The organism is Rhodococcus sp. G-MC3 (assembly GCF_030063335.1).
Taxonomy (GTDB): domain Bacteria; phylum Actinomycetota; class Actinomycetes; order Mycobacteriales; family Mycobacteriaceae; genus Rhodococcoides.
In genome coordinates, this window is sequence record NZ_JASISW010000007.1 from 178,591 (window position 1) to 200,685 (window position 22,095).

At 63.2% G+C, this 22,095-nt stretch carries 24 protein-coding genes; 12 read left to right on the forward strand and 12 right to left on the reverse strand.

The window, feature by feature from the left end; genetic code table 11:
- The first annotated feature begins 202 nt into the window (after positions 1-202).
- Together QMK17_RS09995 and QMK17_RS10000 are read left to right on the forward strand one after the other, a co-directional pair.
- Entirely contained in the window at positions 203-1,417 is a 1,215-nt protein-coding gene (locus QMK17_RS09995; protein WP_283508691.1) for a PucR family transcriptional regulator, read from the forward strand.
- Positions 1,414-2,142 (forward strand): EAL domain-containing protein, encoded by a 729-nt coding sequence (locus QMK17_RS10000; RefSeq protein ID WP_283508692.1) that lies wholly within the window; start codon positions 1,414-1,416, stop codon positions 2,140-2,142. Before QMK17_RS09995 ends, QMK17_RS10000 begins: the two co-directional genes overlap by 4 nt.
- Positions 2,143-2,146: 4 nt before the next feature.
- On the opposite strand, the gene QMK17_RS10005 is transcribed toward QMK17_RS10000, so the two are convergent.
- The 7 genes from QMK17_RS10005 to QMK17_RS10035 form a co-directional block, all read right to left on the reverse strand.
- Complete coding sequence (locus QMK17_RS10005) at positions 2,147-2,827, reverse strand: DUF998 domain-containing protein (RefSeq protein WP_283508694.1); 681 nt, start codon at positions 2,825-2,827, stop codon at positions 2,147-2,149.
- A gap of 189 nt (positions 2,828-3,016) precedes the next feature.
- Positions 3,017-3,907 carry a hypothetical protein gene (locus QMK17_RS10010; protein WP_283508696.1) on the reverse strand — a complete coding sequence of 297 codons (891 nt, stop codon included), beginning with the start codon at positions 3,905-3,907 and terminating at the stop codon, positions 3,017-3,019.
- Positions 3,904-4,305 carry an Asp23/Gls24 family envelope stress response protein gene (locus QMK17_RS10015; protein WP_283508698.1) on the reverse strand — a complete coding sequence of 134 codons (402 nt, stop codon included), beginning with the start codon at positions 4,303-4,305 and terminating at the stop codon, positions 3,904-3,906. Before QMK17_RS10015 ends, QMK17_RS10010 begins: the two co-directional genes overlap by 4 nt.
- The gene (locus tag QMK17_RS10020; protein WP_283508700.1) at positions 4,295-4,477 is read right to left on the reverse strand and encodes a hypothetical protein; all 183 of its coding nucleotides are present in this window, start codon (positions 4,475-4,477) and stop codon (positions 4,295-4,297) included. Before QMK17_RS10020 ends, QMK17_RS10015 begins: the two co-directional genes overlap by 11 nt.
- Before the next feature lie 21 nt (positions 4,478-4,498).
- A complete protein-coding gene (locus QMK17_RS10025) occupies positions 4,499-4,741 on the reverse strand; it encodes a hypothetical protein (protein ID WP_283508701.1) in 243 nt (80 codons plus the stop codon).
- Positions 4,738-5,016: an Asp23/Gls24 family envelope stress response protein gene (locus QMK17_RS10030; protein WP_283508702.1), complete on the reverse strand. Its 279-nt coding sequence runs from the start codon at positions 5,014-5,016 to the stop codon at positions 4,738-4,740. Before QMK17_RS10030 ends, QMK17_RS10025 begins: the two co-directional genes overlap by 4 nt.
- A complete protein-coding gene (locus QMK17_RS10035) occupies positions 5,013-5,489 on the reverse strand; it encodes an Asp23/Gls24 family envelope stress response protein (protein ID WP_283508704.1) in 477 nt (158 codons plus the stop codon). The genes QMK17_RS10030 and QMK17_RS10035 overlap by 4 nt, the downstream gene beginning before the upstream one ends.
- 152 nt (positions 5,490-5,641) lie before the next feature.
- Between QMK17_RS10035 and QMK17_RS10040 the strand changes: the two genes are divergently transcribed.
- Genes QMK17_RS10040 through QMK17_RS10055 form a run of 4 tightly spaced genes read left to right on the forward strand, consistent with a single transcriptional unit; the run spans position 5,642 to position 9,810 of the window.
- Entirely contained in the window at positions 5,642-6,160 is a 519-nt protein-coding gene (locus QMK17_RS10040; protein WP_283508705.1) for an RNA polymerase sigma factor, read from the forward strand.
- A gap of 7 nt (positions 6,161-6,167) precedes the next feature.
- Entirely contained in the window at positions 6,168-6,617 is a 450-nt protein-coding gene (locus QMK17_RS10045) for a hypothetical protein (RefSeq protein ID WP_283508707.1), read from the forward strand.
- 23 nt (positions 6,618-6,640) lie between these two features.
- Positions 6,641-9,130 carry a sensor histidine kinase gene (locus tag QMK17_RS10050; RefSeq protein WP_283508709.1) on the forward strand — a complete coding sequence of 830 codons (2,490 nt, stop codon included), beginning with the start codon at positions 6,641-6,643 and terminating at the stop codon, positions 9,128-9,130.
- Positions 9,127-9,810, forward strand: a complete 684-nt coding sequence (locus QMK17_RS10055) for a response regulator (RefSeq protein WP_283508710.1) — start codon at positions 9,127-9,129, stop codon at positions 9,808-9,810. The genes QMK17_RS10050 and QMK17_RS10055 overlap by 4 nt, the downstream gene beginning before the upstream one ends.
- A gap of 38 nt (positions 9,811-9,848) precedes the next feature.
- On the opposite strand, the gene ggt is transcribed toward QMK17_RS10055, so the two are convergent.
- Together ggt and QMK17_RS10065 are read right to left on the reverse strand one after the other, a co-directional pair.
- Positions 9,849-11,774, reverse strand: coding sequence for a gamma-glutamyltransferase (gene ggt, locus QMK17_RS10060; RefSeq protein WP_283508711.1), 1,926 nt, complete (start codon positions 11,772-11,774; stop codon positions 9,849-9,851).
- A 10-nt stretch (positions 11,775-11,784) separates the two neighbouring features.
- On the reverse strand, positions 11,785-14,034 hold the full coding sequence (locus tag QMK17_RS10065; protein WP_283508712.1) for a putative bifunctional diguanylate cyclase/phosphodiesterase: 2,250 nt from the start codon (positions 14,032-14,034) through the stop codon (positions 11,785-11,787).
- 181 nt (positions 14,035-14,215) lie between these two features.
- On the opposite strand from QMK17_RS10065, the gene QMK17_RS10070 reads away from it, so the two are divergent.
- Together QMK17_RS10070 and QMK17_RS10075 are read left to right on the forward strand one after the other, a co-directional pair.
- Complete coding sequence (locus QMK17_RS10070; protein ID WP_283508713.1) at positions 14,216-14,686, forward strand: DUF6069 family protein; 471 nt, start codon at positions 14,216-14,218, stop codon at positions 14,684-14,686.
- Between the two features lie 35 nt (positions 14,687-14,721).
- Complete coding sequence (locus tag QMK17_RS10075; RefSeq protein ID WP_283508714.1) at positions 14,722-15,441, forward strand: Clp protease N-terminal domain-containing protein; 720 nt, start codon at positions 14,722-14,724, stop codon at positions 15,439-15,441.
- Between the two features lie 91 nt (positions 15,442-15,532).
- On the opposite strand, the gene QMK17_RS10080 is transcribed toward QMK17_RS10075, so the two are convergent.
- A complete protein-coding gene (locus tag QMK17_RS10080; protein WP_283508715.1) occupies positions 15,533-16,771 on the reverse strand; it encodes a multidrug effflux MFS transporter in 1,239 nt (412 codons plus the stop codon).
- Between the two features lie 43 nt (positions 16,772-16,814).
- Between QMK17_RS10080 and QMK17_RS10085 the strand changes: the two genes are divergently transcribed.
- Positions 16,815-17,345, forward strand: a complete 531-nt coding sequence (locus QMK17_RS10085; RefSeq protein ID WP_283508717.1) for a MarR family winged helix-turn-helix transcriptional regulator — start codon at positions 16,815-16,817, stop codon at positions 17,343-17,345.
- On the opposite strand, the gene QMK17_RS10090 is transcribed toward QMK17_RS10085, so the two are convergent.
- Together QMK17_RS10090 and QMK17_RS10095 are read right to left on the reverse strand one after the other, a co-directional pair.
- Positions 17,342-18,295, reverse strand: a complete 954-nt coding sequence (locus QMK17_RS10090) for an NAD(P)/FAD-dependent oxidoreductase (RefSeq protein ID WP_283508719.1) — start codon at positions 18,293-18,295, stop codon at positions 17,342-17,344. The genes QMK17_RS10085 and QMK17_RS10090 overlap by 4 nt on opposite strands.
- A gap of 135 nt (positions 18,296-18,430) precedes the next feature.
- The gene (locus QMK17_RS10095; protein WP_283508721.1) at positions 18,431-19,789 is read right to left on the reverse strand and encodes an FAD-dependent monooxygenase; all 1,359 of its coding nucleotides are present in this window, start codon (positions 19,787-19,789) and stop codon (positions 18,431-18,433) included.
- 149 nt (positions 19,790-19,938) lie between these two features.
- Between QMK17_RS10095 and QMK17_RS10100 the strand changes: the two genes are divergently transcribed.
- The 3 genes from QMK17_RS10100 to QMK17_RS10110 all read left to right on the forward strand — a co-directional run bounded on the left by QMK17_RS10100 (position 19,939) and on the right by QMK17_RS10110 (position 22,001).
- The gene (locus QMK17_RS10100; protein WP_283508722.1) at positions 19,939-20,220 is read left to right on the forward strand and encodes a hypothetical protein; all 282 of its coding nucleotides are present in this window, start codon (positions 19,939-19,941) and stop codon (positions 20,218-20,220) included.
- Between the two features lie 189 nt (positions 20,221-20,409).
- Positions 20,410-21,081 carry a thiamine pyrophosphate-dependent enzyme gene (locus QMK17_RS10105; RefSeq protein WP_283508724.1) on the forward strand — a complete coding sequence of 224 codons (672 nt, stop codon included), beginning with the start codon at positions 20,410-20,412 and terminating at the stop codon, positions 21,079-21,081.
- Between the two features lie 2 nt (positions 21,082-21,083).
- On the forward strand, positions 21,084-22,001 hold the full coding sequence (locus QMK17_RS10110; RefSeq protein WP_283508726.1) for a transketolase family protein: 918 nt from the start codon (positions 21,084-21,086) through the stop codon (positions 21,999-22,001).
- Positions 22,002-22,095 lie beyond the last annotated feature (94 nt).

Genomic DNA, 22,095 nt, shown 5'->3' on the forward strand with positions numbered 1-22,095 from the left:
CTCGTGCGGTACCTACACGGAGATGACGATCGAGGAACGCTGAAATCGACACTTCCGCTTGCTGGGGGCACGGAATCAGCGACAGTAGAAAAACAAACTAAAAGAATGTTTGGAAGGCTCAAATGTAAACAAAAGTTGGTTTGATGCGATACCTTCGTGTCGCACGCCGAAGTAGCGGCTCGGAATCGAAAGGTGACCTCGCATGGCAACAACCGTGGTGACCCAGCGCTCGGTGGAGACTCTCAGCTTGGGGGGTAGGCCGGCCTCGCATCACCTGCGTACGGCCCGCGACACCACTGCGCGCCTGGTCGAGCACGTCCTCACCACCACGGAATGCCGAGATCTCACCGACGCCGGAGGCAGAAGTGCGGTCGCCGAGATCACCGAACGATGCGTCGCACTGGCCGCGGATGTGCTGGACAGCGGATGCCAGCCCTGCGTGTCAGACCTCTCACGCCTTAAGCATGCCGCGACCAAATGGGCACGGAAGGGCGTGCCGCTCGCTCCGATCCAGCATGCGTTTCACGAAGGATTCTCGGTCGGCCTCCGGATGGTCGCAGGGCGCGCCGTCGATGGAGAACATGCTGCCCTGGTCGACGGCGCCGTACTGATGTTCGGTCTCCTCGACGCGGTGTCGGAGGCCGTGTCGTCCGCGTATCTCGACGAGTACCGCGCGGTGGCGTCGCAACATCACGAGCTGGCGCACGCGATGGTCACCGCCTTGCTGGCAGGAGACCCGGATGGTGCGGGGATTGCCGAACGCATCGGGTTGAAGCCTGCATCGGGTTATGAAGTTGTTGCAGTTCATTTCCCGCAGCATCCGACTGAGGATGCCGACTTCTCGCTCCAACGGATTCACGCGGCGGTGACGCACTTCTTCGCTCCCGATGCACCACTGGCGATCCTCAGTACTTCCGGCGGAACGATCCTTGTTCCTGACCCGACCGCGACGTCGGTCGAAGAACTCGTCGCGGCATTGTCCTCTGCTGCCGGGCAGCAGATCTCGGCGTCGGCGGTGATGTCACTTCCTGAGCGAATACCCGATGCCGCTGACAACGCGTACGAACTTCTTCGCCTCGCGCAGCGACTGAACTACCAGCCTGCCGTGTACCGCATCGCTGACCTGGCTCTGGAGTTTCAGATCGCGCGCCCGGGCGTCGGACAACGGCACCTCCAACGGCTACTCGATCCGCTTCGCCGCATCCCGGATCTGCTACCCACTCTCGAAGCCTTCGTCCACACGGAAGCGAATCGCAAGAAGGCTGCGAAACAGCTTGTTGTGCATCCGAACACCGTCGACTACCGGCTCAAGCGTATCGAGCAGATCACCGGCATCGACCCCATGAAGTCGTCGGGTCTTCGGTCTCTGCATGCTGCACTGATCGCCGACCATCTCGATCCGAAGAGATCTGCATGATCGCAGCAGAGGCCGCACTGGTCGCCATCGATTCGATGGTCCCGTGCTTCCAGCCCGTGGTCGATCTCCGTTCGGGAGAGGTGGTCGGGCTCGAAGCCCTCGCGCGATGGCCCACCGTCGAGAACGTCGACCCCGCAGAGGTTTTTGCGCTCGCGCGGGCGCAAGGAGTGGTGTCGGACTTCGATTTCGCGTGTCGTACCGCTGCTGTAGAACAGGCGAGATCCGCGAAAATAACGGAGGGGCTGTCGCTCTACCTCAACTACGAGCCGTCGGGAATCTTGGACGTCGCCCGCACCGAAGCGCACCTGGATGCGCTCGAATGCGACGTCGACGTGGTACTCGAGATCACCGAACGTGGCCTCGACGTCGATCCCGCGCGGTTGAGAGCAATGGTGGCTTCGGCGCGTCGTCGGGGGTTCTCGGTCGCCCTCGACGATGTGGGCTCCAACCCGAGCACGCTGCGTGCGCTGCCGATCGTACAACCGGACATCGTCAAGCTCGATGCCCGCATTCTCCGGCATCGCACGTCCATTCGAACGTTGTGGACCGTCTGGTCGGTCCGGCGATACGTCCGGGCGTCAGGAGCAGTGATCCTCGCGGAGGGAATCGAAACCGAACTCGATCATGCACGTGCCGTCCAGCTCGGAGCCACCCTCGGTCAGGGTTGGTTGTTCGGCCGGGCCACAGCCAGTGAGGATTTTTCGTTACCGCTCCAGCGGTCGTGAGGTGTTACCTCGCCGCGGCCGAGGCTGCTGTGGCCCCGAGGTGTGGCGTGAGGCCCGCCGGGTCCAGCGGACCAACATGGAACGGCTTCGGCATCCGGAAGACGAAGGGGACAGGGAAGACGAACCTTTTCAATACGGTGCGGCGGGCGAGCGCGACGAGTACAGCGGTGCCGGTCACGGCCATCCACATCGGCATCGGGTAGAGGGCGAGCCGCTCGCCGAGCCCGAAGTGCAAGGTCTGTGCCAGCATCAGGATTGCTCCGACCACCCCCACCAACGCGCACAGTGCCGACCACAGCGCTACCACGCGCTTCTCATGCCACAGGTGCCACGCGATCAATGCGAGGACGACGTGTCGTGCGATGAAACCGGGCAGAACAGCGGTCCAGTGGATGAAGGTCCCGTCGTTCGCCGGGAACAGGCCCGTGGCCGCGGTACTGACGGCGATGATCACTGCCAACGACAGAATCCACTTCTTCTCGCGGCCGCTCCGGATATGGCGGTGCAAAAAAATCGCGCCGATGAGGGTCAACGCGCCGAGGGCGACGAACGACGAATTCATGACGTCGTGCAGCGGTGAGCAGGATCCGACCTCGCACGTAGTGACCCCGAGAGAGCTGATCGAGTCGCGCGCAAAGCTGTACGGAGTGCTCCAGGCCGCAGCTGTGAAGATTTCGGCCAACATGTAGGCGAAGCTCAGCAACCAAGCAGTTCCTGCTGCAGCGTGACGCAGGTTGTGCGAAGAATTCGAATGGCTGATGGTGCTGTCTCCCTACTTGCTGAATCGGTCGTTGGCGCGACAGTACGGCCTCAATCTGAGAACAAGTCCGAAATGCCGGAAAAGTTTCTCAGGCTACGGCCGGGGAGATCCTCGTTATCGGGATTGCTCGGCGGGTGCGCGCATCCGATCGATCAGCACCTGGGTGTCGACGGTAAGTCCCGTCAGGGCCGATGCGCACATCGTGCGCAGGCTCGCAGCGGCTGCCACAAGATCGGCGGTGGGAGTCTCGGAGTCGTCGGCCACACCGGAGATACGTACAAGGCGCGAACCCTTCACCTCGACCACCCGTGCGGTTGCCGTAGCGATTCCAGGAGTCGCCGCGAATTCCGCTGCGGCGTGACGCGCGGCCGAGATGAGATCCACGCTTGCATGCTCGTCGGTGTCCGAGGTGAGCTGCGCGCGCTGACGACGCGGACGATGCGCAAACAGCCAGCGGAGACCGAGGAGAATCGCCGCTACGGCGATACCCGCAAGTGCCCACTGCCACCAACCCTGCTGGTCCCAGGCCGAGGGCGACCAGGTGTCGAATGTTCTGCGAGCGTCGTGGATGGGATCGGGAAGGACGTCCCGCTGCCAAGCAACGGCAGCGGTGCCGAGCGCAATGAGAAAGAGTCCGAACAACGCTGTTCCCAGTCGATCCGCGGTCGCGGCAGCACGCCCCATCGTCGACACATGCGTGCGACCCGATCGGCGACTGAGCCAGACGCCCTCGGCATCGGAGCGGCGATGAGTCCGGGATCGTGGCAGCAGTGCGGCAACGACCAAGACGAGACCGACCACGCCGACCGCGATGCCGACAGGGAGCATCCAGGTCTGGACCGTCAGATCGACGATGCTGTTCAACGCCGGGCCGATCCAGGGAGAACCCGTCACCGCGCCGAACGCGATGAGGGCATCTCGGCCCACGATCACTCCGGCCACGCACAGCAGCAGGGCGAGAACGACAGCGATACCCGTTGCCTTCGGTGCGGCCTTGGGGATCACTCGACTCTCCTTGGTCTGGTAGGGCGGGATCTGGTGTGGCGGGATCTGGTAGGGCGAGATCTGGTGTTGCGCGGTTCGGGCGCGCTGTACTGGACGCGCACGTCGACCGATTCGACGACGAGGCCACTGTTCTCGGCGAGGTCTCGTTCGACGGCCGAACGCAGCCGAACGGCGACGTCGGCGATGGGCGTCGGCCACGTCGTCGCGGCCTCGACTGTTGCGTGGATCCTGCCGCTGCGGATGGTTGCGTCGACCCGGGGCAGTGAGCGGGATGCGATCCCGCCGGTGACGCGCTCGACGCCTGCCACGTGTGCGGCGGCAATCTCCGCCATTCGAATTACCACTTGGCTGCGAACTTCGAGCGTGCCGCGCTCGGTGTCGGTCACGTTATCGGTCATGCCGGCGTCCGCGGGAGAATGCCGCGACGTCGAGGTCACCATCGATGTAGCGGCCAACGCCGAAACCGACGACAGCGAGAATTACTGCGAAGAGGAAACCGGTGAATCCGCCTGCGGCTGCGGCGATTGCCAACAGCAACCCAACGAAGAGACCGATGGTCGAGGTGGTCATGTGATGCTCCTGGCTAGAATTTCAGATGTCGAAGTAGTTCTTTTTTCTTCTGGCTGTCACTGCCCGGATCACTGCCCGGGCGCGCCGTTTCACAACTGATTCACGTCGGTAGGCAGTAGGAGGCTGGTTCGAATATCGTCTCTCGACCGCTACGAGTTCGGCAGCGTAGACGTCGGGGTCTCCGCCGACGTCGGGATGATGCTTGCGTGCGACGGCGCGCCGTGCGGCTGTGTGTTCGGCGTCCCTTTTACCCGGTCGCGTCATGCGCGAACGACGTCCTCCACGATCACATGGACGGGTCCGGGTGACAGCGGTGCTACGGCGAGACGGACGGCGTCCGCAGTTTCCCGAATGGGGCTTCCGATGAGTACGCTCACGTGAATCTCGGTGCCGTACTCGTCGATTCGGATCCCGAAAACTCGCCGGCCGGGCAGGTAGGTCGCAGCCTCACCGAACATTCCGCCGTGCAGCGCAGCAACACCGCTGGTCGCCAGCACTGCATCGGCAATCAGCTCGGAAATGTCGGGTTCGACGCTCACTGGACCCGAGTGCCCGCGACTTCCTGATTGTCGTCTTCACCCTCGTCGAGGTAGACGTCGTGGACGACGATGTTGACCTCGGTCACCTCGAGGCCGGTCATGCGCTCGACGGCGGTGATGACATTGCGTCGGATACCTGCAGCGAGATCGGCGATGGAAACGCCGTACTCGGCGACGATGTCGATGTCGATCGCTGCCTGACGTTCGCCGACCTCGACCGCGACACCCTGCGACTGGTTGACGCGCGCGCCCGGGATCCGCTCGCGCAGTGCGCCGATGGCGCGGGAGGTGCCGCCGCCGACGTCGTGGACTCCCTCGACCTCGCGGGTCGCGATACCGGCGATCTTCGACACGACGGTGTCGGCGATGGTGGTCCGTCCGGTGGAACCGACGAGGGCGGAGTCGGCGGTTTTCGGGGCCACGGTGGTGGCGGTGGTGGTGGCGGTAGTCGACTTGTCCAACGACTGGCTCATGACTGACCTTTCGTATTCGGAATATGTCGTAAGTAGGTCGTACCCGATTCCGGAATGCGCACGCCGGCATCGATGTGATCTAAGTCACAATACCGCGGCTCTGGTAGACCTGTGGTGTGAGCGAGGGGACATGGCCTGCAGATCGTGTTCTCGTGAGCGCCGCTGCCCTCGGCGATACCGATGCATTCGAGCAAATCGTGTCGCACTACGGCCCGGAAATGTTGCGTTACGCACGCAACATGTTGTCCGATGAAGGTGCGGCGGAGGAAGTTGTTCAGGATGCCTTCGTCGCGGCGTGGAAGGGCCTCGACACGTTTCGCGGTGATTCGAAACTGCGAACGTGGCTGTTCTCGATGGTGTCGCACAAGGTCGTCGATCACCGGCGGCGGAGGTCCATGGCCCCCGCCGAGGACTGGGTTTTCGAGCGCCGCAGCACCGACAGCAACGTCGATCCCGAGAAACGCGCGTCGAGCGACGACTTCATGCGTGATCTGGGAAAGGCGCTGACCGAACTGCCCTATCGCCAACGCGCCTGCTGGTTGCTGCGAGAGGTGGAAGGTATGACACATCCGGAAATCGGGCAGATCATGACCTTGTCGGCAGGAGCCGTCCGCGGTCAACTGCTGCGAGCACGAGCAACTCTGAGCGAAAGGTTGGCGGCATGGCAGTGATGTGGCGATGACGACCGACTCGGATTCGATCCTCGCGCGGGCCGCTCGCGAGCTCAAAGATGCGCCTGCTGAGCCCCGGTGGCTCGATATCAGTTCTTCCATCATCTCCAAGGTTCGTTCCACGACTCGGCGAACCTGGCCGGTCGATGGCGCGTTCCCCACGTCTCCGTCTGCGCGCGACGCCGACACCCTTCGCATCAGCGATCTCGTTGTTCGCACGGCGATTCTTCGGTCTTTGCAAGGAGTGCGCGGATCCCAGCCCACAGACATCTCGCTGTACCTCGACGACCATGTGTGCACGGGTCTGTCCATCTCCGTCGTCGGCGTGTACGGCAGTGACTTGCAAGCCGTCGGCAACGAATTGGCCGGGATTGCCATCGGCATCGTCGCGGACGTCCTCGGCATCGCACTGACTCGCGACGAGGTGGATGTGCGCGTCGATGATATAGAGGTGTGACGGGCGTTCGACAGGAGCTGAGGATGGAACAGGGTGAGCTGCGGATCTATCTCGGCGCCGCCCCCGGCGTCGGGAAGACGCTCGCCATGCTCGACGAGGCCCACCGGCGGAGCGGAAGGGGCTGCGACATCGTGGCGGCACTCGTCGAAACGCATGGACGCGAGCGAACCGCCGCGGCCTTGGAGGGCATCGAACTGGTGTCGCCCCTGAGGATCGAATATCGGGGCACTGTGAGCCGGGAACTCGATGTTCTCGCGGTGCTGCGCAGGCGACCCGAGGTGGTCCTGGTCGACGAATTGGCCCACACCAACGCTCCTGGCTCGCGACACGAGAAACGCTGGCAGGATGTGGCGGAATTGCTTGCGGGCGGTCTCGACGTGATCTCCACGCTCAACGTGCAACACCTGGAATCGTTGAACGATGTGGTTGAACAGATCACCGGCGTCGTCCAGCGAGAAACAGTGCCCGACAGCGTCGTTCGCGGCGCTGCTCAGGTGGAACTCGTCGACATGACTCCGGAAGCATTGCGGCGCCGACTCGCCCACGGAAACATCTACGCCTCGGACAAGATCGATGCGGCCCTGAACAACTACTTTCGGCCCGGCAACCTCACCGCACTTCGTGAGCTGTCTCTGCTCTGGATCGCGGATCAGGTGGACGCGGCACTGGTGAAGTACGGCAAGGACAATCGCATCACCGATACGTGGGAGGCGCGGGAGCGGGTGGTTGTGGCAGTGACCGGTGGCCCCGAATCCGACACGTTGGTCAGACGCGCGAGCCGGATCGCATCGAGGTCGAGCGCCGAACTCATGGTCCTGCACATCGCGGCCGGCGACGGTCTGCCAGGTGTATCGGCCCCGCAGATGGGTGCTGTGCGGAAAGTGGCGGCCTCGCTGGGTGCCAGCGTGCACAGCGTGGTCGGAGACGATGTCCCGACAACACTTCTGGACTTCGCGCGCGGGGTCAACGCCACCCAGCTGGTCATCGGCACATCCAGGCGATCGAGGGCAGCTCGCATGCTCGACGAAGGTATCGGCGCAGCGGTGATCCAGAATTCGGGAAACATCGACGTACACGTGGTCACCCACGACGAACGCGCGCGGCGCGGTCGTCTGCAGGTCGACGCCGGACGGAGGCGCATTCTGGCGTGGTTCGCTGCTGTCCTGGTGCCCTGCGGCGCCTCGGCAGTGCTGGGGCTGGCGGATCCGCAGTTCGATTCGAGCGGGGAAAGCGCACTGTTCTTCATGGTGGTGCTGTGTGTTGCACTGCTGGGCGGCGTTGCGCCTGCAGCATTGTCGGCGCTGATCGCGGGATTCCTGCTGAACTACTTCTTCACCGCACCCCGCTACAGCCTCACCGTGGCTGAACCGGAGAACTTCGTCGTCACCGTCGTGTTGCTCATCGTCGCGGTCGCCGTCGCAGCGTTGGTCGATACCGCGGCCAGGCGTGCACGCGAAGCTCGCCGTGCCTCGCAGGAGGCCGAACTCCTCACGTTGTTCGCTGGAACCGTCCTGCGTGGAGGTGATCTCGATACATTGCTCGCCAGGGTGCGTGAGACGTACGGGCAGCGGGCCGTCGCGCTCCTCGAGGTGTCGACGGGTGCGACGGTCGGCGCCGTCGGTGAATCCCCGCCTGCGGCAATCGAAGATGCCGACACCCTGATCGACGCCCCGGGAGGACAATTCGCGATGCTGCTAGCTGGTACAGGTACGCACGCTCACGACCGTCGAGTGCTGACCGCGGTGGCCAATCAGGCTGCCGGGTTGGTACTTCAAGCCCGACTGGCCGAGGAAGTAAGCCGCGCCAGTGCCCTGGCGGAGGCAGACGTTCTACGACGGGCGTTGCTGTCAGCGGTCAGCCACGATCTGCGGACTCCCCTCGCTGCGGTCAAAGCGGCTTCGTCGTCGTTGCGCAGCACCGATGTCGAGTTCTCGGCCGAGGACACAGCTGAATTGGTCGCGACCATCGACGAGTCGACCGATCAATTGACCGCTCTCGTCGGAAATCTCTTGGATTCGTCTCGGTTGCAGGCAGGGGTGGTGCGGCCCTCGCTGCAGACGGTGTACGTGGAGGATGCTGTGCACCGAGCCGTCGTCGGAAGCACTGCCAGAGCCGAAGATGTTCGGATCGATGTCGGTGAGACCGCGGTTCTCGCCGACATCGGCCTGCTCGAACGTGTTCTCGCGAATCTGGTGGACAACAGCGTTCGGCACGCCCCGGCCAGCGAGATCAGAATCAGTGCCACCCGGTTCGGTGATCGTGCGTCGATCGTTGTCGCGGACAGCGGGCCAGGAATCGCAGTGGGCGCCGAGGTGACGATGTTCGACGCGTTTCAACGACTCGGTGACCGAAACGCGACGGTGGGAGTCGGTTTGGGATTGTCGGTCGTGCGCGGTTTCGTCCAGGCGATGGGCGGGCGGGTCGGCGCATCGGAGACCCTCGGCGGCGGGTTGACGGTCACCGTAGATTTGCGAGCGCCTGATGTGCAAGCGCTAGATGTGCAAACGCTGTGACGCCATGCAAGATTCGCATTCTCGTCGTCGACGACGAACCGCAGATCGTTCGCGCACTTCGGATCAATCTCAATGTCCGAGGCTACGAGGTCGCGACCGCGGCGTCCGGTGGTGAGGCATTGCGGGTGGCGGCGAACTTCCACCCGGAGATCGTCCTCCTCGATCTGGGGCTGCCTGATATCGACGGGATCGACGTCATCGCCGGGATCCGTGGGTGGACCGATATTCCGATCGTCGTGCTGTCGGCGAGAACCGATTCCGCGGACACCGTCGAGGCTTTGGATGCCGGAGCTGACGATTTCGTTACCAAGCCTTTCGGGATGGACGAGTTGCTGGCTCGGTTACGTGCAGCGCTCCGGCGCGGTCCGCAGGCGGCCGGTGAGGTTGTGGTGGTGACGGATTCGTTCACCGTCGACCTGGCAGCAAAGACTGTCACTCGCCGCGGCGAAAGCGTGCACCTCACCCGCACCGAGTGGGGAGTGCTGGAGCTGTTGGCGCGCAATCGTGGAAAACTGGTGTCGCAGCGCGAGATATTGCAGGCGGTGTGGGGCCCACGGCACGAGCGTGAGACACATTACCTGCGTATCTACCTCGGGCAGCTGCGCCAGAAGCTGGAAGACGACCCCTCGCACCCCCGACACCTGCTCACCGAGACGGGGATGGGCTACCGGCTGGTCTAGTTACCCAGCACTAGTTACCCAGCACTAGTTACCCAGCACTAGTTACCCAGCACGATGCCCTCACGCCTCGGGTCCGCGCCGCCGGTCCACCCGTCGTCCGTTCGTTGCAGAGCGCTCAGTCCGCTCGACTGATCGGCCGTGGACACCTGGTGACCCCACTGCTGCAACTGCTGAACGACGGGATCGCCCGGACCGGAGACGTTCGGATGCTCACCTCCGTAGTTGGTGGACGGCGAATTGGCTGCACCGAAGTCGACCATCGATACCGCCTGCTGTGGGTTCATGTCCCAATCCAGCACTCCTACCAATGTTTTGACGACAAATTGAATGATGACCGATCCGCCGGGCGAGCCGGTGACAAGCGACAGGTCGCCGCGTGTACCGTCCTCGTTTCGGTCGAACACGAGCGTCGGTGCCATCGAGCTCCGCGGACGCTTCCCTGGTTCCACACGGTTGGCGAGCGGAGTACCGTCCGGCGCCGCCGGCTCGGCAGAGAAATCGGTGAGCTGATTGTTGAGCAGGAAGCCGTCGACCATATGGAAGGAACCGAACGCCGACTCGACCGTGGTGGTCATCGACGCAGCGTTACCGTAACTGTCGACGATCGAGATGTGACTGGTGCCGTGTTCGGGGTCGGTGGACGACGCGAAGCGCACGGGACCGAAATCGCCGTGCTCGGCTTTGCCCATGCTGCGTTGTGGATCGATCAGAGCAGCCCGCTCGGACAGGTACGCCGGGTTGAGAAGGGTGTCGGGCGATCCGCCGGGAAGCGGTACGAAATCCGAGTCGGCGACGTAGAAGTCCCTGTCCGCGTATGCGAGCCGCTCGGCCTCCGAGATCAGATGCACGCCCTCGGCCGTCGGAGTTCCACCGTTTGCATCCATGCCGGTCGGCGCGTACTGAGCGAGGTCGAAGTTCGAGAGAATGCCCAATGTCGACGCTACCGCGATCCCGCCCGACGACGGTCCCGGCATTCCGCAGATGTCGCTCTCGCGGTACTTCGTGCAGATCGAGGTCCGCATCTTGGCTTCGTACCCGGCCAGATCGTCGAGCGTGAGACGGCCCGGTGTGCGACCGGCGGTGGTGTCGGCGACCCCGTCGACGATTGCCTGGGCGATATCGCCGGTATAGAAGGCGTCGGCGCCACCGGTTGCGATGGTGGACAACGTCGTCGACATCGCCGGGTTCGTCAGTACGGTGCCCTGCGGCTTCGGTGCCCCGTCCGGTCCGAGGAAGTAGTTCTTGGATGCGGGGTCGAGTGCCAGCTTCGGCGCGGACTCGGCAATGGACTGTGCCATGCGCGGGCTGATCTGAAATCCGCCGTCGGCCAGGTCGACTGCGGGCTGGAAAAGTGTGGACCAGTCCTGCTTTCCGTGGTCGATGTGGGCTTGCTCGAGCATGCGCACAACCCCGGGGACACCGATGGACCGTCCGCTGGATCGCGCATCCGGCGTAGGCACAGTTCGATTGATGTCGTCGATGTAGCGGAGGTAGTCGCCGGTAGCGGCGGCAGGGGCGACCTCTCTACCGTCGTAGGCCTGGACGTCACCCGAGGCCGCGTCGTAGTACAGCAGGAAGCCGCCGCCACCGATGCCCGACGACTGAGGTTCGACCAACCCGAGGACGGTCTGCGCCGCGATCAACGCGTCGGCCGCGGTCCCCCCGTCTCGAAGAATTTCGCACGCGGCCTGCGTCGACACCGGGTTCGCCGTCGAGACGGCATAGTCGCGCGTATCGACGGGTTCGATGCCCGATCGGTAACCGGTAGCTATTTCTGGGTTCGTACCGATGTCGCCTCCGCCGCCAGCCGATGTAGCTGCGGTTGATGTTGCTGCGGTCGAAGTCGAGGCCGATCCACTCGCGGCGGCGCACGGGTCAGCGCGGTCGTCGCTCGATTGTCCGCACGCCGTGATCGGAATCAACACGATTACACAGGCAGCTACCGTCAGTCGTTTCGGGCCCACCGGACCGACGCTACCGCAGGGCGGTGGACTGTGCGCCCAGCTCGAGCCAATGATCAAGCGGCGCAGGGCGTCCGTACAGGTACCCCTGCGCGAACCGACAATGAAGAGCCTCGATGGCGCGAGCTTGCTGCTCGGTCTCGACGCCTTCCGCGACGATCGAGACCGGGAGGGCTCGCGCCATCGCGGTAATCGCGGTGACCAGCGAATCGCCGCCCTCGGAACGGCCGATCTCCGAAATGAAGGAGCGATCGATCTTGAGCAGTGCGATAGGTAGTTCACGTAACCGACTGAGCGAGGAGTAGCCGACGCCGAAGTCGTCGAGAACGATGAGCACATCCATCGCGGCGAGCCGGTCGAGAATATCCTTGGCCGCGAACACATCGTCGATCAAGGCTGTTTCGGTGACTTCCAGGGCCAGGTCGGCGCCTCGAAGTCCGGACTCGCGCAGAAGTTCGGCAACGATCCCCGGCAACGAGTCGTCGCGGAGCTGGATCGGCGAGATGTTGACCGACATCGTGACTTCCTGACCGGCCTCGCGGAGAACAGCGAGATCCCGCAACGCGATGCGCAGCACCTCGTTACCGATTTCGCCGATGAGGTTGGTCGATTCGGCGATCCCGACGAATTCGCCCGGGTTGCGCAGTCGGCCACCGTAATTCCATCGGACAAGAGCCTCGTAGACGACGGTCTCACGCGAGGAGGTCATGACGATGGGTTGGTAGTGCACTTCGAGCTCTCCGCGCCGGACCGCGCCGCGCAGAGCCGTTGCGGTTTCGATAGCGGCGGTCGATGAAGCGCGAAGCGACTCGTCGAAGTACGCGTACCGCGACGCACCCTGGGACTTGGCGTGATACATCGCAGTATCGGCCTCGCGAATGAGGTCGTCGAGTACACGGCTTCGGCTTTCCGTCGCAGCGATTCCGATCGATGCAGTGATGTACGTGCTGGCGGCGCTGAGAATGAAAGGCTCGGCGATTCGATCTATCAACGATCGGACGAGATCGTCGATCTCGGGTCCAGTGCATCGGCCGATGACGATGAATTCGTCGCCTGCGTACCGCACCACCGTGTCGGACGGACGCACCGTCGCGCGAATTCGGTGTGCTGCTGCCGCGATCATCTCGTCACCGACGCGGTGGCCGTACGAGTCGTTGACCATCTTGAAGTTGTCGAGGTCGACGAACAGGATGAAGATTCGGCCGGCTGTGTCCGTCGAGGCCAGGCGTCCGAATTGGTACGGGAGCATCGTCCGGTTCGGCAGTCCGGTGAGTGCATCGTGTGCCGCCCGATATCGTGCGTCGTCCTCACTGCGTTCCATCAGACCCATTGCCCGCTCGCCGCGGAGAAAGCTGCCGACGAGGATGGCGGAGAGCAGCGACGATCTGACGACGAGGTCGGCTGTGGATGCGGCAGATCCGAGCACCAGAATCGCGGCGCAGACCGCCAACATCACCATGACGAACGCAACCCGTCGCCGACGGTGCTGCGGGGCCGCTCGCTGCCGGTTGGCCATGGTTGCCATGTGAGGATCGAGGGCGGCGAGCGCCAGCGAGGCGTAGGCGAGAATGTAGATGCCGTCCAGCAATCCGGGTGAGATCGGAGAATCGCGGGACAGAAAAAACGCATAGGCGACATCGCCGACGAGGATGGACACCAGCGTCACCAACAGCAGGCGAAGCGATCGGTTTCGGCGGCCCGACGAAATCAGCAGGTAGAGGATCAGCGTGATCATGCCTGCGTCGATGGCAGGGTAGATGCCGTTCATGATTGCGACGACGGTGGCGATGTTGCTGTTCAGCAATGGGGAGATCAGCCACACCCACGACAGGAACAGCCCGCCGAGCGCAATCAGGCCTGCGTCGATCAGGGGTGTGAGATCGTCGCGCGATCGGCGTTCCAGGATCCACCGAGCCAGGGCGGTGCCGATCAGGGTATATCCGGACAGGGTCAGTGCGTTGGAAAGCGCTGTGACGCCGACGGGGTACACGGTGGGGTCGCCGCGTAGACCGACGCCGATCAGAAACATTGCCGCCGCGCCGAACAGGCACCACCACGATGTCGAGTCGGCAGGCTTGAACTTGCGGATGCCGGCGCTGATGGCCACGACGGACACCAGCGCGAACCCCGCGAGAACTACAGAGCGGATCGACGAGCTCCCGATGTAGAACACCACGCTTGTTGCCAAGACGACCGAGGCGATCGCTACCAACCGGGGAGCACTGGCGAGCACCCGGTGGATCGGTTGGACCTCCGTATCCATCGAAGGCTCCCCCTTGTCGCTGCCACAGTGTCGTACACGAACCGCTCGTCAGATTCGCTCTCCGGCGAGGTTACTGCAGGAAGGCCCTACTTTGCTGGGGTCGGTGCGCGATTAATTTCTCGGTGTCGGGGAGTCGACCCTTTCGACACGCTTTCCTCGCCCGAGTTCGAAGGAGTCGACCATGACCGAAAGAACATCTTCGCCGACCAGCACCCTCTCCGGTGTCACTCTCAGCCGCCCGCGCGCTGTCCTCTTCTCGACGCTGTTCGCGCTGGTAGTGAACCTGGTGATCTGGCTGCTGGGTCTCGCCGCGGGAGGCGACTTCGAGCTCACCGACGCCGGGACCACCATGGCAGTTGCCCCAGGAGGCGTGGTGATGCTGACGGTGCTGCCGATGGTGGTCGGTATGGGCGTCGCTGCTGCGATGTCGCTGCGCTGGCTCGCGGTGATCAGAATTGCGCAGTTCGTCGGCGTCGTAGCCCCACTGGCAACGATCACGATGACGGTTGCCGCCGACTTCGATGCCGCGAGCACTGTCGCGCTCGCGCTCATGCACGTGGTCATTGCTGTTGTCGTGCCGGTGGGACTAGAGGCAATGCGCCGTGGGATCGGTGTGGGTCAGGACGCGTCTATGGAGATCGTCAACCCGTAGTTGACGACAACGAACCGTCAACTTATGGTTGACGAATGACCGAACCAACGAAAATCGCCGTCCCCGTCCGTCTCGACGACTTGATCGACGCCATCAAGAAAGTTCACGACAGCGAGCTCGAGCAGCTGTCCGACGCCGTGATCGCGGCAGATTCTCTCGGCGATCTCGCCGATCATCTGATCGGCCACTTCGTCGATCAGGCTCGCCGCTCCGGGGCATCCTGGACCGACATCGGTCGCAGTATGGGTGTCTCGAAGCAGGCCGCGCAGAAGCGTTTCGTGGCCAAGGGCTCCGAGTCGGCCATGGATCCGAGCGAAGGATTCAAGCGATTCACCCCTCGCGCGAAGAACGTGATGGTGTGCTCGCAGAACGAGGCCCACGCGTCGCACAACGCGGAGATCACGCCTGCTCACCTGATCTTGGGATTGTTGGGCGACACCCAGTCCTTGGGCGCCAGGCTCGCGCTGTCCGAAGGGAGAACTGCGGAGTCCGTGCGCCACGCGGTCACCCCGCTGCTTCCGGCGGCGGCGGCGGAACTCCCCGCCCTCGTGCCGTACGACGCAGGCTCGAAGAAGGTCGTCGAATTGACGTTCCGCCAAGCTTTGCGGCTGGGCCACAACTACATCGGGACCGAGCACATTCTCTTGGCGTTGCTCGAATTCGAGGATGGCAACGGAGTTCTGACCGGTCTCGGGTTGGACAAGGCTGCGGTCGAGGCGGAGCTGGTGGAGGCGTTGGCACAGTTCGAAGTGTGAGTGCCGGCCCGCTCAACAGCAGAAGGTGATAGCAAGCGCCACAACTGGTATCGAATACGCTTCCCCTTCCGTCTCGCACCTTCAGGTCTCGTTACAGGGACGCAGTGTCCGCATCTTTCCTGTGTGCGGCGGTGATGCGACTTGACCTAATGCACGCGGCCGCGGCAACGAGGGCTCCGACGAACATCGCGACCACCATCGGAATCGCGGTGTCCTCACCGCCGAGTCCGACGAGTGGCGAAATGATTGCGGCAAGCCCGAATTGAAGCGCGCCGAGCACGGCCGAGCCCGTACCTGCGAGGTGAGGGACCTGGGCGACGGCAAGGCTGGTCGCGTTCGCGTAGACGAAACCGAGGCAGAGGAGGGTGAGAAACAGCAGGATCAGCGTGGGCCACAGGCTGATTCCGACGATTCCCAGTATCAGCAGAAGGGTGGTCGTCACGACGATCCCGCCGATGCCAGCAGACATCATGCGATGCAGAGGGATTCGGTCTGCGAGCTTGGCCGTCACGGCGCTACCGATCATCAATCCGAGCGCATTGACCGCGAATGCTGCCGAATATTGGCCGGCCGACAGGCCGAGCATGTTTTGCAGAACGAACGGTGACGCCGAGATGTACGCGAACATGACACTGAAGGCGAACGTGAACGTCAGCGTGTAGGCGACATAACGGGGATTTCGCACCACGGATCCGATGCCCTGAATCATCTCCGACAGCCCGCCGTCGCGGCGATCCTCGCTACGCAGCGATTCGGGGACGAACGAGATCGCGCACAGCAGCATCACAGCAGTCAGTGCGGTGATGATCCAGAAGACGCCGCGCCATCCGATCGAGTCGACGACGACTCCGCCGATCAGTGGCGCGATGACCGGTGCAACGCCGCCGATGATCATCATGAGGCCGAACAGTTTTGCCGACTGGTTGCCCTCCGTTCGGTCGGCGATGATCGCACGCGAGAGCACGACGCCCGCAGCACCTGCGAATCCCTGGACGAAACGAGCGGCGATGAGGAACTCGATGGACGGAGCAAGCGCCGCTGCGGCACCTGCCGCCAGGCACACGGCCGCACCGGTGATCATCGGAATTCTGCGTCCCAGCTTGTCCGACAGTGGACCGATGACCAGCTGGCCGACCGCCAACCCGATCAGGAACGTTGTCAGCGTCAACTGAATGCTGCTGGCGGACGTGCCGAGCTCGGTCGCCATGGCGGGGAATCCGGGCAAATACATGTCGGTTGCGAGCGGTGGAACGGCGGTGAGCAGCGCAAGCACGCCGATGAGCAGTGCGCTCGGCGACGTCCTTACGGCATTGGTGTCGGTGGTAGTCATTGTGAAGAAAGATAACATATATAAATATATGTATCATGGTGGTGTGACCTACCCCGCATCGCCTGAATCAGCACCACTCGAGTCGGCACCACTCGAGTCGGCACCACTCGAGTCGGCACCGCTCGAGTCGGCACAGCTGGCCCATATGCCACTTGCGTCGGTGCTGCACGACCTTGCTTGGACGATCCAGCGACTCGATCCGGTCGAGGGCCTGGGTATCGAGCGCATCCCGGCGCCGGAGCTGACGATCCTCAAGGAGGTCGACCGAAATCCGGGTATCAGTGTCCGGGCGATGGCCGGACTGCTTGCTATGCAGCCGTCGAACGTCAGCGCTTCGGTGCGCAGCCTGGTGCAGCGAGGGTTGCTGACTCGAACTCCGTCGGCCGCGGACCGGCGAGTGGCCGAGTTGAACGTCACCGGGCAGATGGTTCGCAATCGCAGGCGCATCGAGGCCGCGTGGTCCTCGCGCATCACCGAAGCGCTCGGCAAGTTACCTGAAGATGCTGCAGCGCAACTCGTCTCAGCGGCACCTGCGCTGGCGCTACTGATGGACGAGCTGCGCCTGCAAAGCTAGACCTGCGCTCGTGCTTCGACTGCGAGCCGAACATCCTCCTCGGTGAGGCTCGCGTTGACTGCGCCTGCCGTGCGCACACCTGCTGCGGCGGAACCGATCACGTTCTCGGTGACAATGGCGACGTTGCCTGCGGCGTAGACGCCTTCGGTCGAGGTGGCGCCCATCGGATCGATCGCGAGGGCCGTACCCATCTTCACTTCGCCCATCGCGACGTCGGTGACGTCGAGGTCCAGGCACTTCAGTACTTCGGTGTTCGCTGCGAAATTGGGTCTGGTGACAACGGCCTGAACGGGAATGGCTTTGCCGGAGATCAATCGGACGCCCGCCAACACTCCATTTTCGACGATGACCTCCTCGATCTTTTCCGTCACGACGCCGATGCCTCGCGCCGCCAACTTCTCGTACTCGTCCGCTGTCGGTTCGTAATTCTGGGTGAACAGCACGATGGTGTCGGACCATTGACGCCACATCAAGGCCTGGTGAACTCCTATTGGGCTGCCGATAATTCCGACGGTGTCTTCGCGTACTTCCCAGCCATGGCAGAACGGGCAGTGCAGCACCTCACGGCCCCAGCGCTCGGCGAGGCCGGGGATGTCGGGCAATTCGTCGGTCAGCCCGGTTGTGACGAGCAGCCGTCGCGCGGTCAAATCTGTTCCGTCGTCCAGTGTGACAATGAAGTCCCCGATGCTCCCGGACGTCGACGACACGGTGCCGTTGCGAATCTCCGCCCCGTACGAGGTCGCCTCCGCGCGGCCCTTCTTCAGAAGCTCGAGCGGCGGGATCCCTTCGAGGCCGAGATAGTTGTGCGCGTGGGCCGCAGTAGCATTCCGCGGCCTGCCTGCATCGACGACGAGGACTCTCCGGCGCGCGCGGGCGAGCGTGACTGCCCCCGAGAGGCCTGCGGCTCCGCCGCCGATGATGATCACGTCGTACTGAGGATTCGATGTCATGTGCACCATGGTGACGGCCTCTTGATCAAATGGCAACAGAGATTGCCGATATGGCAAAGATGGTCGTGCGCCGCCCAGCAACTCGTCGCACTCGAGGCAGCTCGTGGAATACATCCCGATCTGGCGTGAACGACGTCAGTGTGACGCAGGATGACCGAACCACCGGGCCAGCTGGGCATTCAACTGCGATTGCGAGTCTCCGGCAAAAGTCACGTGGCCGTCCGGGCGCAGGAGTACAGCGGGAACGTCGAGATCGGTTGCGCTGTCGATGATGTGGTCGACTCGATCGGCCCATCGGTCCACCGTCAACTCTCCGGTGCGGTCGAGAAGTAGGCCGCGGCCGGAATGCATCAGGTCGTAGAGGGTGCCCTCGGTCAAAGTCACGTTCCGCAACCGCTTGCCCACCATGTCGTGGCCCTCGCTGTTGTACTCGCCGAAGTCGTAGCGGACCGAAATCGCGGTGATCTTTTCGATCAGGTAGCGGTTGACGTCGTCGAAGCTCATCAGCTCGGCGATCAAACGCCGTACCGCTTGCGGTTTCGCGTCCGTCGACATCAACTCCGCTTGCGCACGCGTGTTGTCCAGCACATCGGCAGCAACGGGATGTCGCTCGGATTCGTACGTGTCGAGCAGGTTCTCAGGCGCCCAGCCGTCGCCCGCGAGGAACACCCGCTTCCGACGGTAATGCTCGGCCAACCTCGTCGCGTCACCGAATCGCGACAACCACCGCGGCGAGTGCACTCCAAAATCGGTACCCGCGAACGCGATGAGCTGTTTCTTGATGCCGTCCAGCGTGGTCGAAGTGTTCCGACCGGCTGGTAGATCTGCTGCGAGATCTGCTGCGGGAACTACTACACGATGAATGCCATCGCCGAACGGGCCGACGCCGAACCGCGTCTGTGTCCGGCGAACTTCGGTGACAATGGCCCTCAGCTTTTCGGCAGGCATCGTCACCTCCATTTCCCCGATCAGCGTGTCGGCCGTCGACGGCTCCCCCGGGAAGGCAACACCGATCACCTTGCGGACCGTGCTTCTCCCGCCGTCGCAGCCGACGAGATAGCGAGCCGTAAGTGCCGAGCCGTCGGACAATTCGACGGTGACGGCATCGGCGTCCTGGTGAACCGCGACGACATTCTTTCCGCGCCGAATGTCGGCGCCGACCTCGGCGGCATGCTCGGCCAGAATCGCGTCGATCTCGGGCTGCGGAATGCCGAGTACGTAACCGTGCGTGGTGTCGAGGCCGGTGGGTGCGGGCGTAGAAATTCCCGCAAAGAATCCCCCGAGTGGATACTTCCGACCGCGCGCCAGAAATCTGTCCAGCAGACCGCGTTGCTCCATTATTTCGATCGACCGCACGTGAATACCGAGGGCTCGGACGAACGCTGATGGTTCTTCTTCCTTGTCCAGCACTACAACGTCGACACCGTGAAGTCGAAGTTCACCGGCCAACATCAATCCAGTCGGGCCTGCACCCACAACGATTACATCGATCATGGGGAGCGAGTGTGCAGCATGACCCGGGTCTTGCGGCAAGCCCAGGTGCGCGCGATATGGTGGAGGGGGAAGAGGGGGTGTCTACAAGATCCCCCAGGCTGTGTTGCAAGCACCGTGTGACCCACAACGCGAGTCGAAGGATGCCGACGATGAAACGTGCAGTACGACGGATGGCAGTACTGGCAACACTCGTCGCCGCGCCGGTCGCCCTGGGCGCAGGCATCGGCTCGGCTACCGCAGATGCGGCTCCCTGGCATGTCGGGCCCGTCTACCGCGCCGAGATGACAGGCGAAGGGGCGCAGTACTTCTGCTCCAAAGCGCAGGCGTTGGAACAGTCGTCCCAGTCGATCGTCCTGGTTCCGTGTACTCAGGAGGGCGATGTCTGGTACCGGGTCGTGGTCAATCCGTACAACTGGGGCTTCAGCATCTGATACCGGTACCGCCGCAGCATGATCGAGCTGCACGTACCTTCGCAACCGATATGCCCACCACGAAGGTGAAGATGCTCCATCTGCACTGGCGAAGTGTGCGGAACTCGGTCTCGAGCGGGCTCGGCTGACCGTTACGACCTCAACCTTGCTCTTGACCTGAAGGCTGGTTGAGGTTGCATCGTGGAGGGCATGACAGCAACCTACGAAGATCTACCCGACCTCATGACTCGGATGACCGGCGACGAGAAGCATGGCGCCAGTGCGACATCCACGCTCGATGTGATCTGGGTTCTCTACCATCACGTTCTGCGCATCGATATGAACGATCCGGATCGCGATCGATTCCTGGTATCGAAGGGCCACGGGCCTATGGCGTACTACGCCGTCCTTGCGGCACACGGGTTCATTCCCTTCGACCTGCTCGACACGTTCGGAGAGTTCGACTCGCCCCTCGGCTATCACCCGGATCGAACCCTGGTGCCGGGAGTCGAGATCTCGTCGGGCTCGCTTGGGCATGGACTCCCGATCGCGACCGGTACCGCAACGGCACTGAGGCTGCGGTCCAGCGAGGCTCGCGTCGTCGTTCTCCTCGGGGACGCGGAACTCGATGAAGGCAGCAACATCGAGGCAATTCAGTATGCAGGGCGCAGCGGGCTCGGCAACCTGACGGCGGTCGTCATCGACAACGAGTCCGCCGGACTCGGCTGGCCCGGCGGTATCTCGGCACGATTCACCGTCGAAGGCTGGACCTCGACGGACGTCGACGGGCGTGATCACGCCGCGTTACGACGAGCGTTCGCCGCCGGGACGCCGAACACACCACACGTCGTTGTGGCGCACGTCGAACGGAAGGACAGCTAGCCATGACTGCAGTGGCAACCAAGACCACGGACCAACGCGAACGGTTTTACCGACTTGTCCCGCAACTGTTGCGAGAGAACAGCAATGTTGCACTCGTACTTGCCGAGATTGGAGCTGGTTATCTAGGACCCGACATCGGCGCAGACGTCAGAGACCGAGTGATCAACGTCGGAATCCGTGAACAACTGCTCGTCTCGCTCGCAGGCGGGTTGGCACTGGCGGGGATGAGACCGATTGTCCACACCTTCGCACCGTTTCTGCTGGAGCGACCGTTCGAGCAGGTGAAGCTGGACTTCGGCCACCAGGGTATCGGAGGCATCCTCGTGAGCTCGGGAGGTTCCTACTCCATGGCCGCGGCCGGCGAGACACATTTCGGAGCCCGGGATGTGGCCTTGCTCGACACCCTCGACGGCTGGACCGTGCACGTTCCCGGCCACGCGGACGAAGCCGAGGAGGCGCTTCGCAGCGCAATTGCCACCGACGACCTGGTGTATATCCGACTGGACGGTAAATCGAACCAACGTCGCTACTCCAAGAGCGCAGAATTCACAGTGCTTCGGACGGGTTCGTCGGGCACGGTGGTCGCGGTCGGGCCGATGGCCGATGCGGTTCTCGCGGCCACCGAAGGGCGAGATCTCACAGTTCTGTACGCCGAGACGATCAGGCCGTTCGACGCGCGGACACTTCGATCGACATTGACGGCACCGGACATCGCGATCGTCGAGCCGTATCTCGCCGGAACTTCGGTACCCCGCGTTGCCGAAGCACTGTCCGATGTGAGGCACCGAGTCATCGGCCTCGGCGTCGCGCGTCGTGAGTCGAGGAAGTACGGCTCGCCGGGGAACCACGACCGCGCCCATGGACTCGACATTCAAGGGATCGGCGCGTCCCTGGATGCATTCTTCGACCGACGGCGCTGATTGTCGTCGCAAACCCGACCGATTGCCCGCGTAATCCAAGCTCAGCGAACTGCAGACGACTTGAACAGACTGCACGGTCGGTGTTCACTGGTGG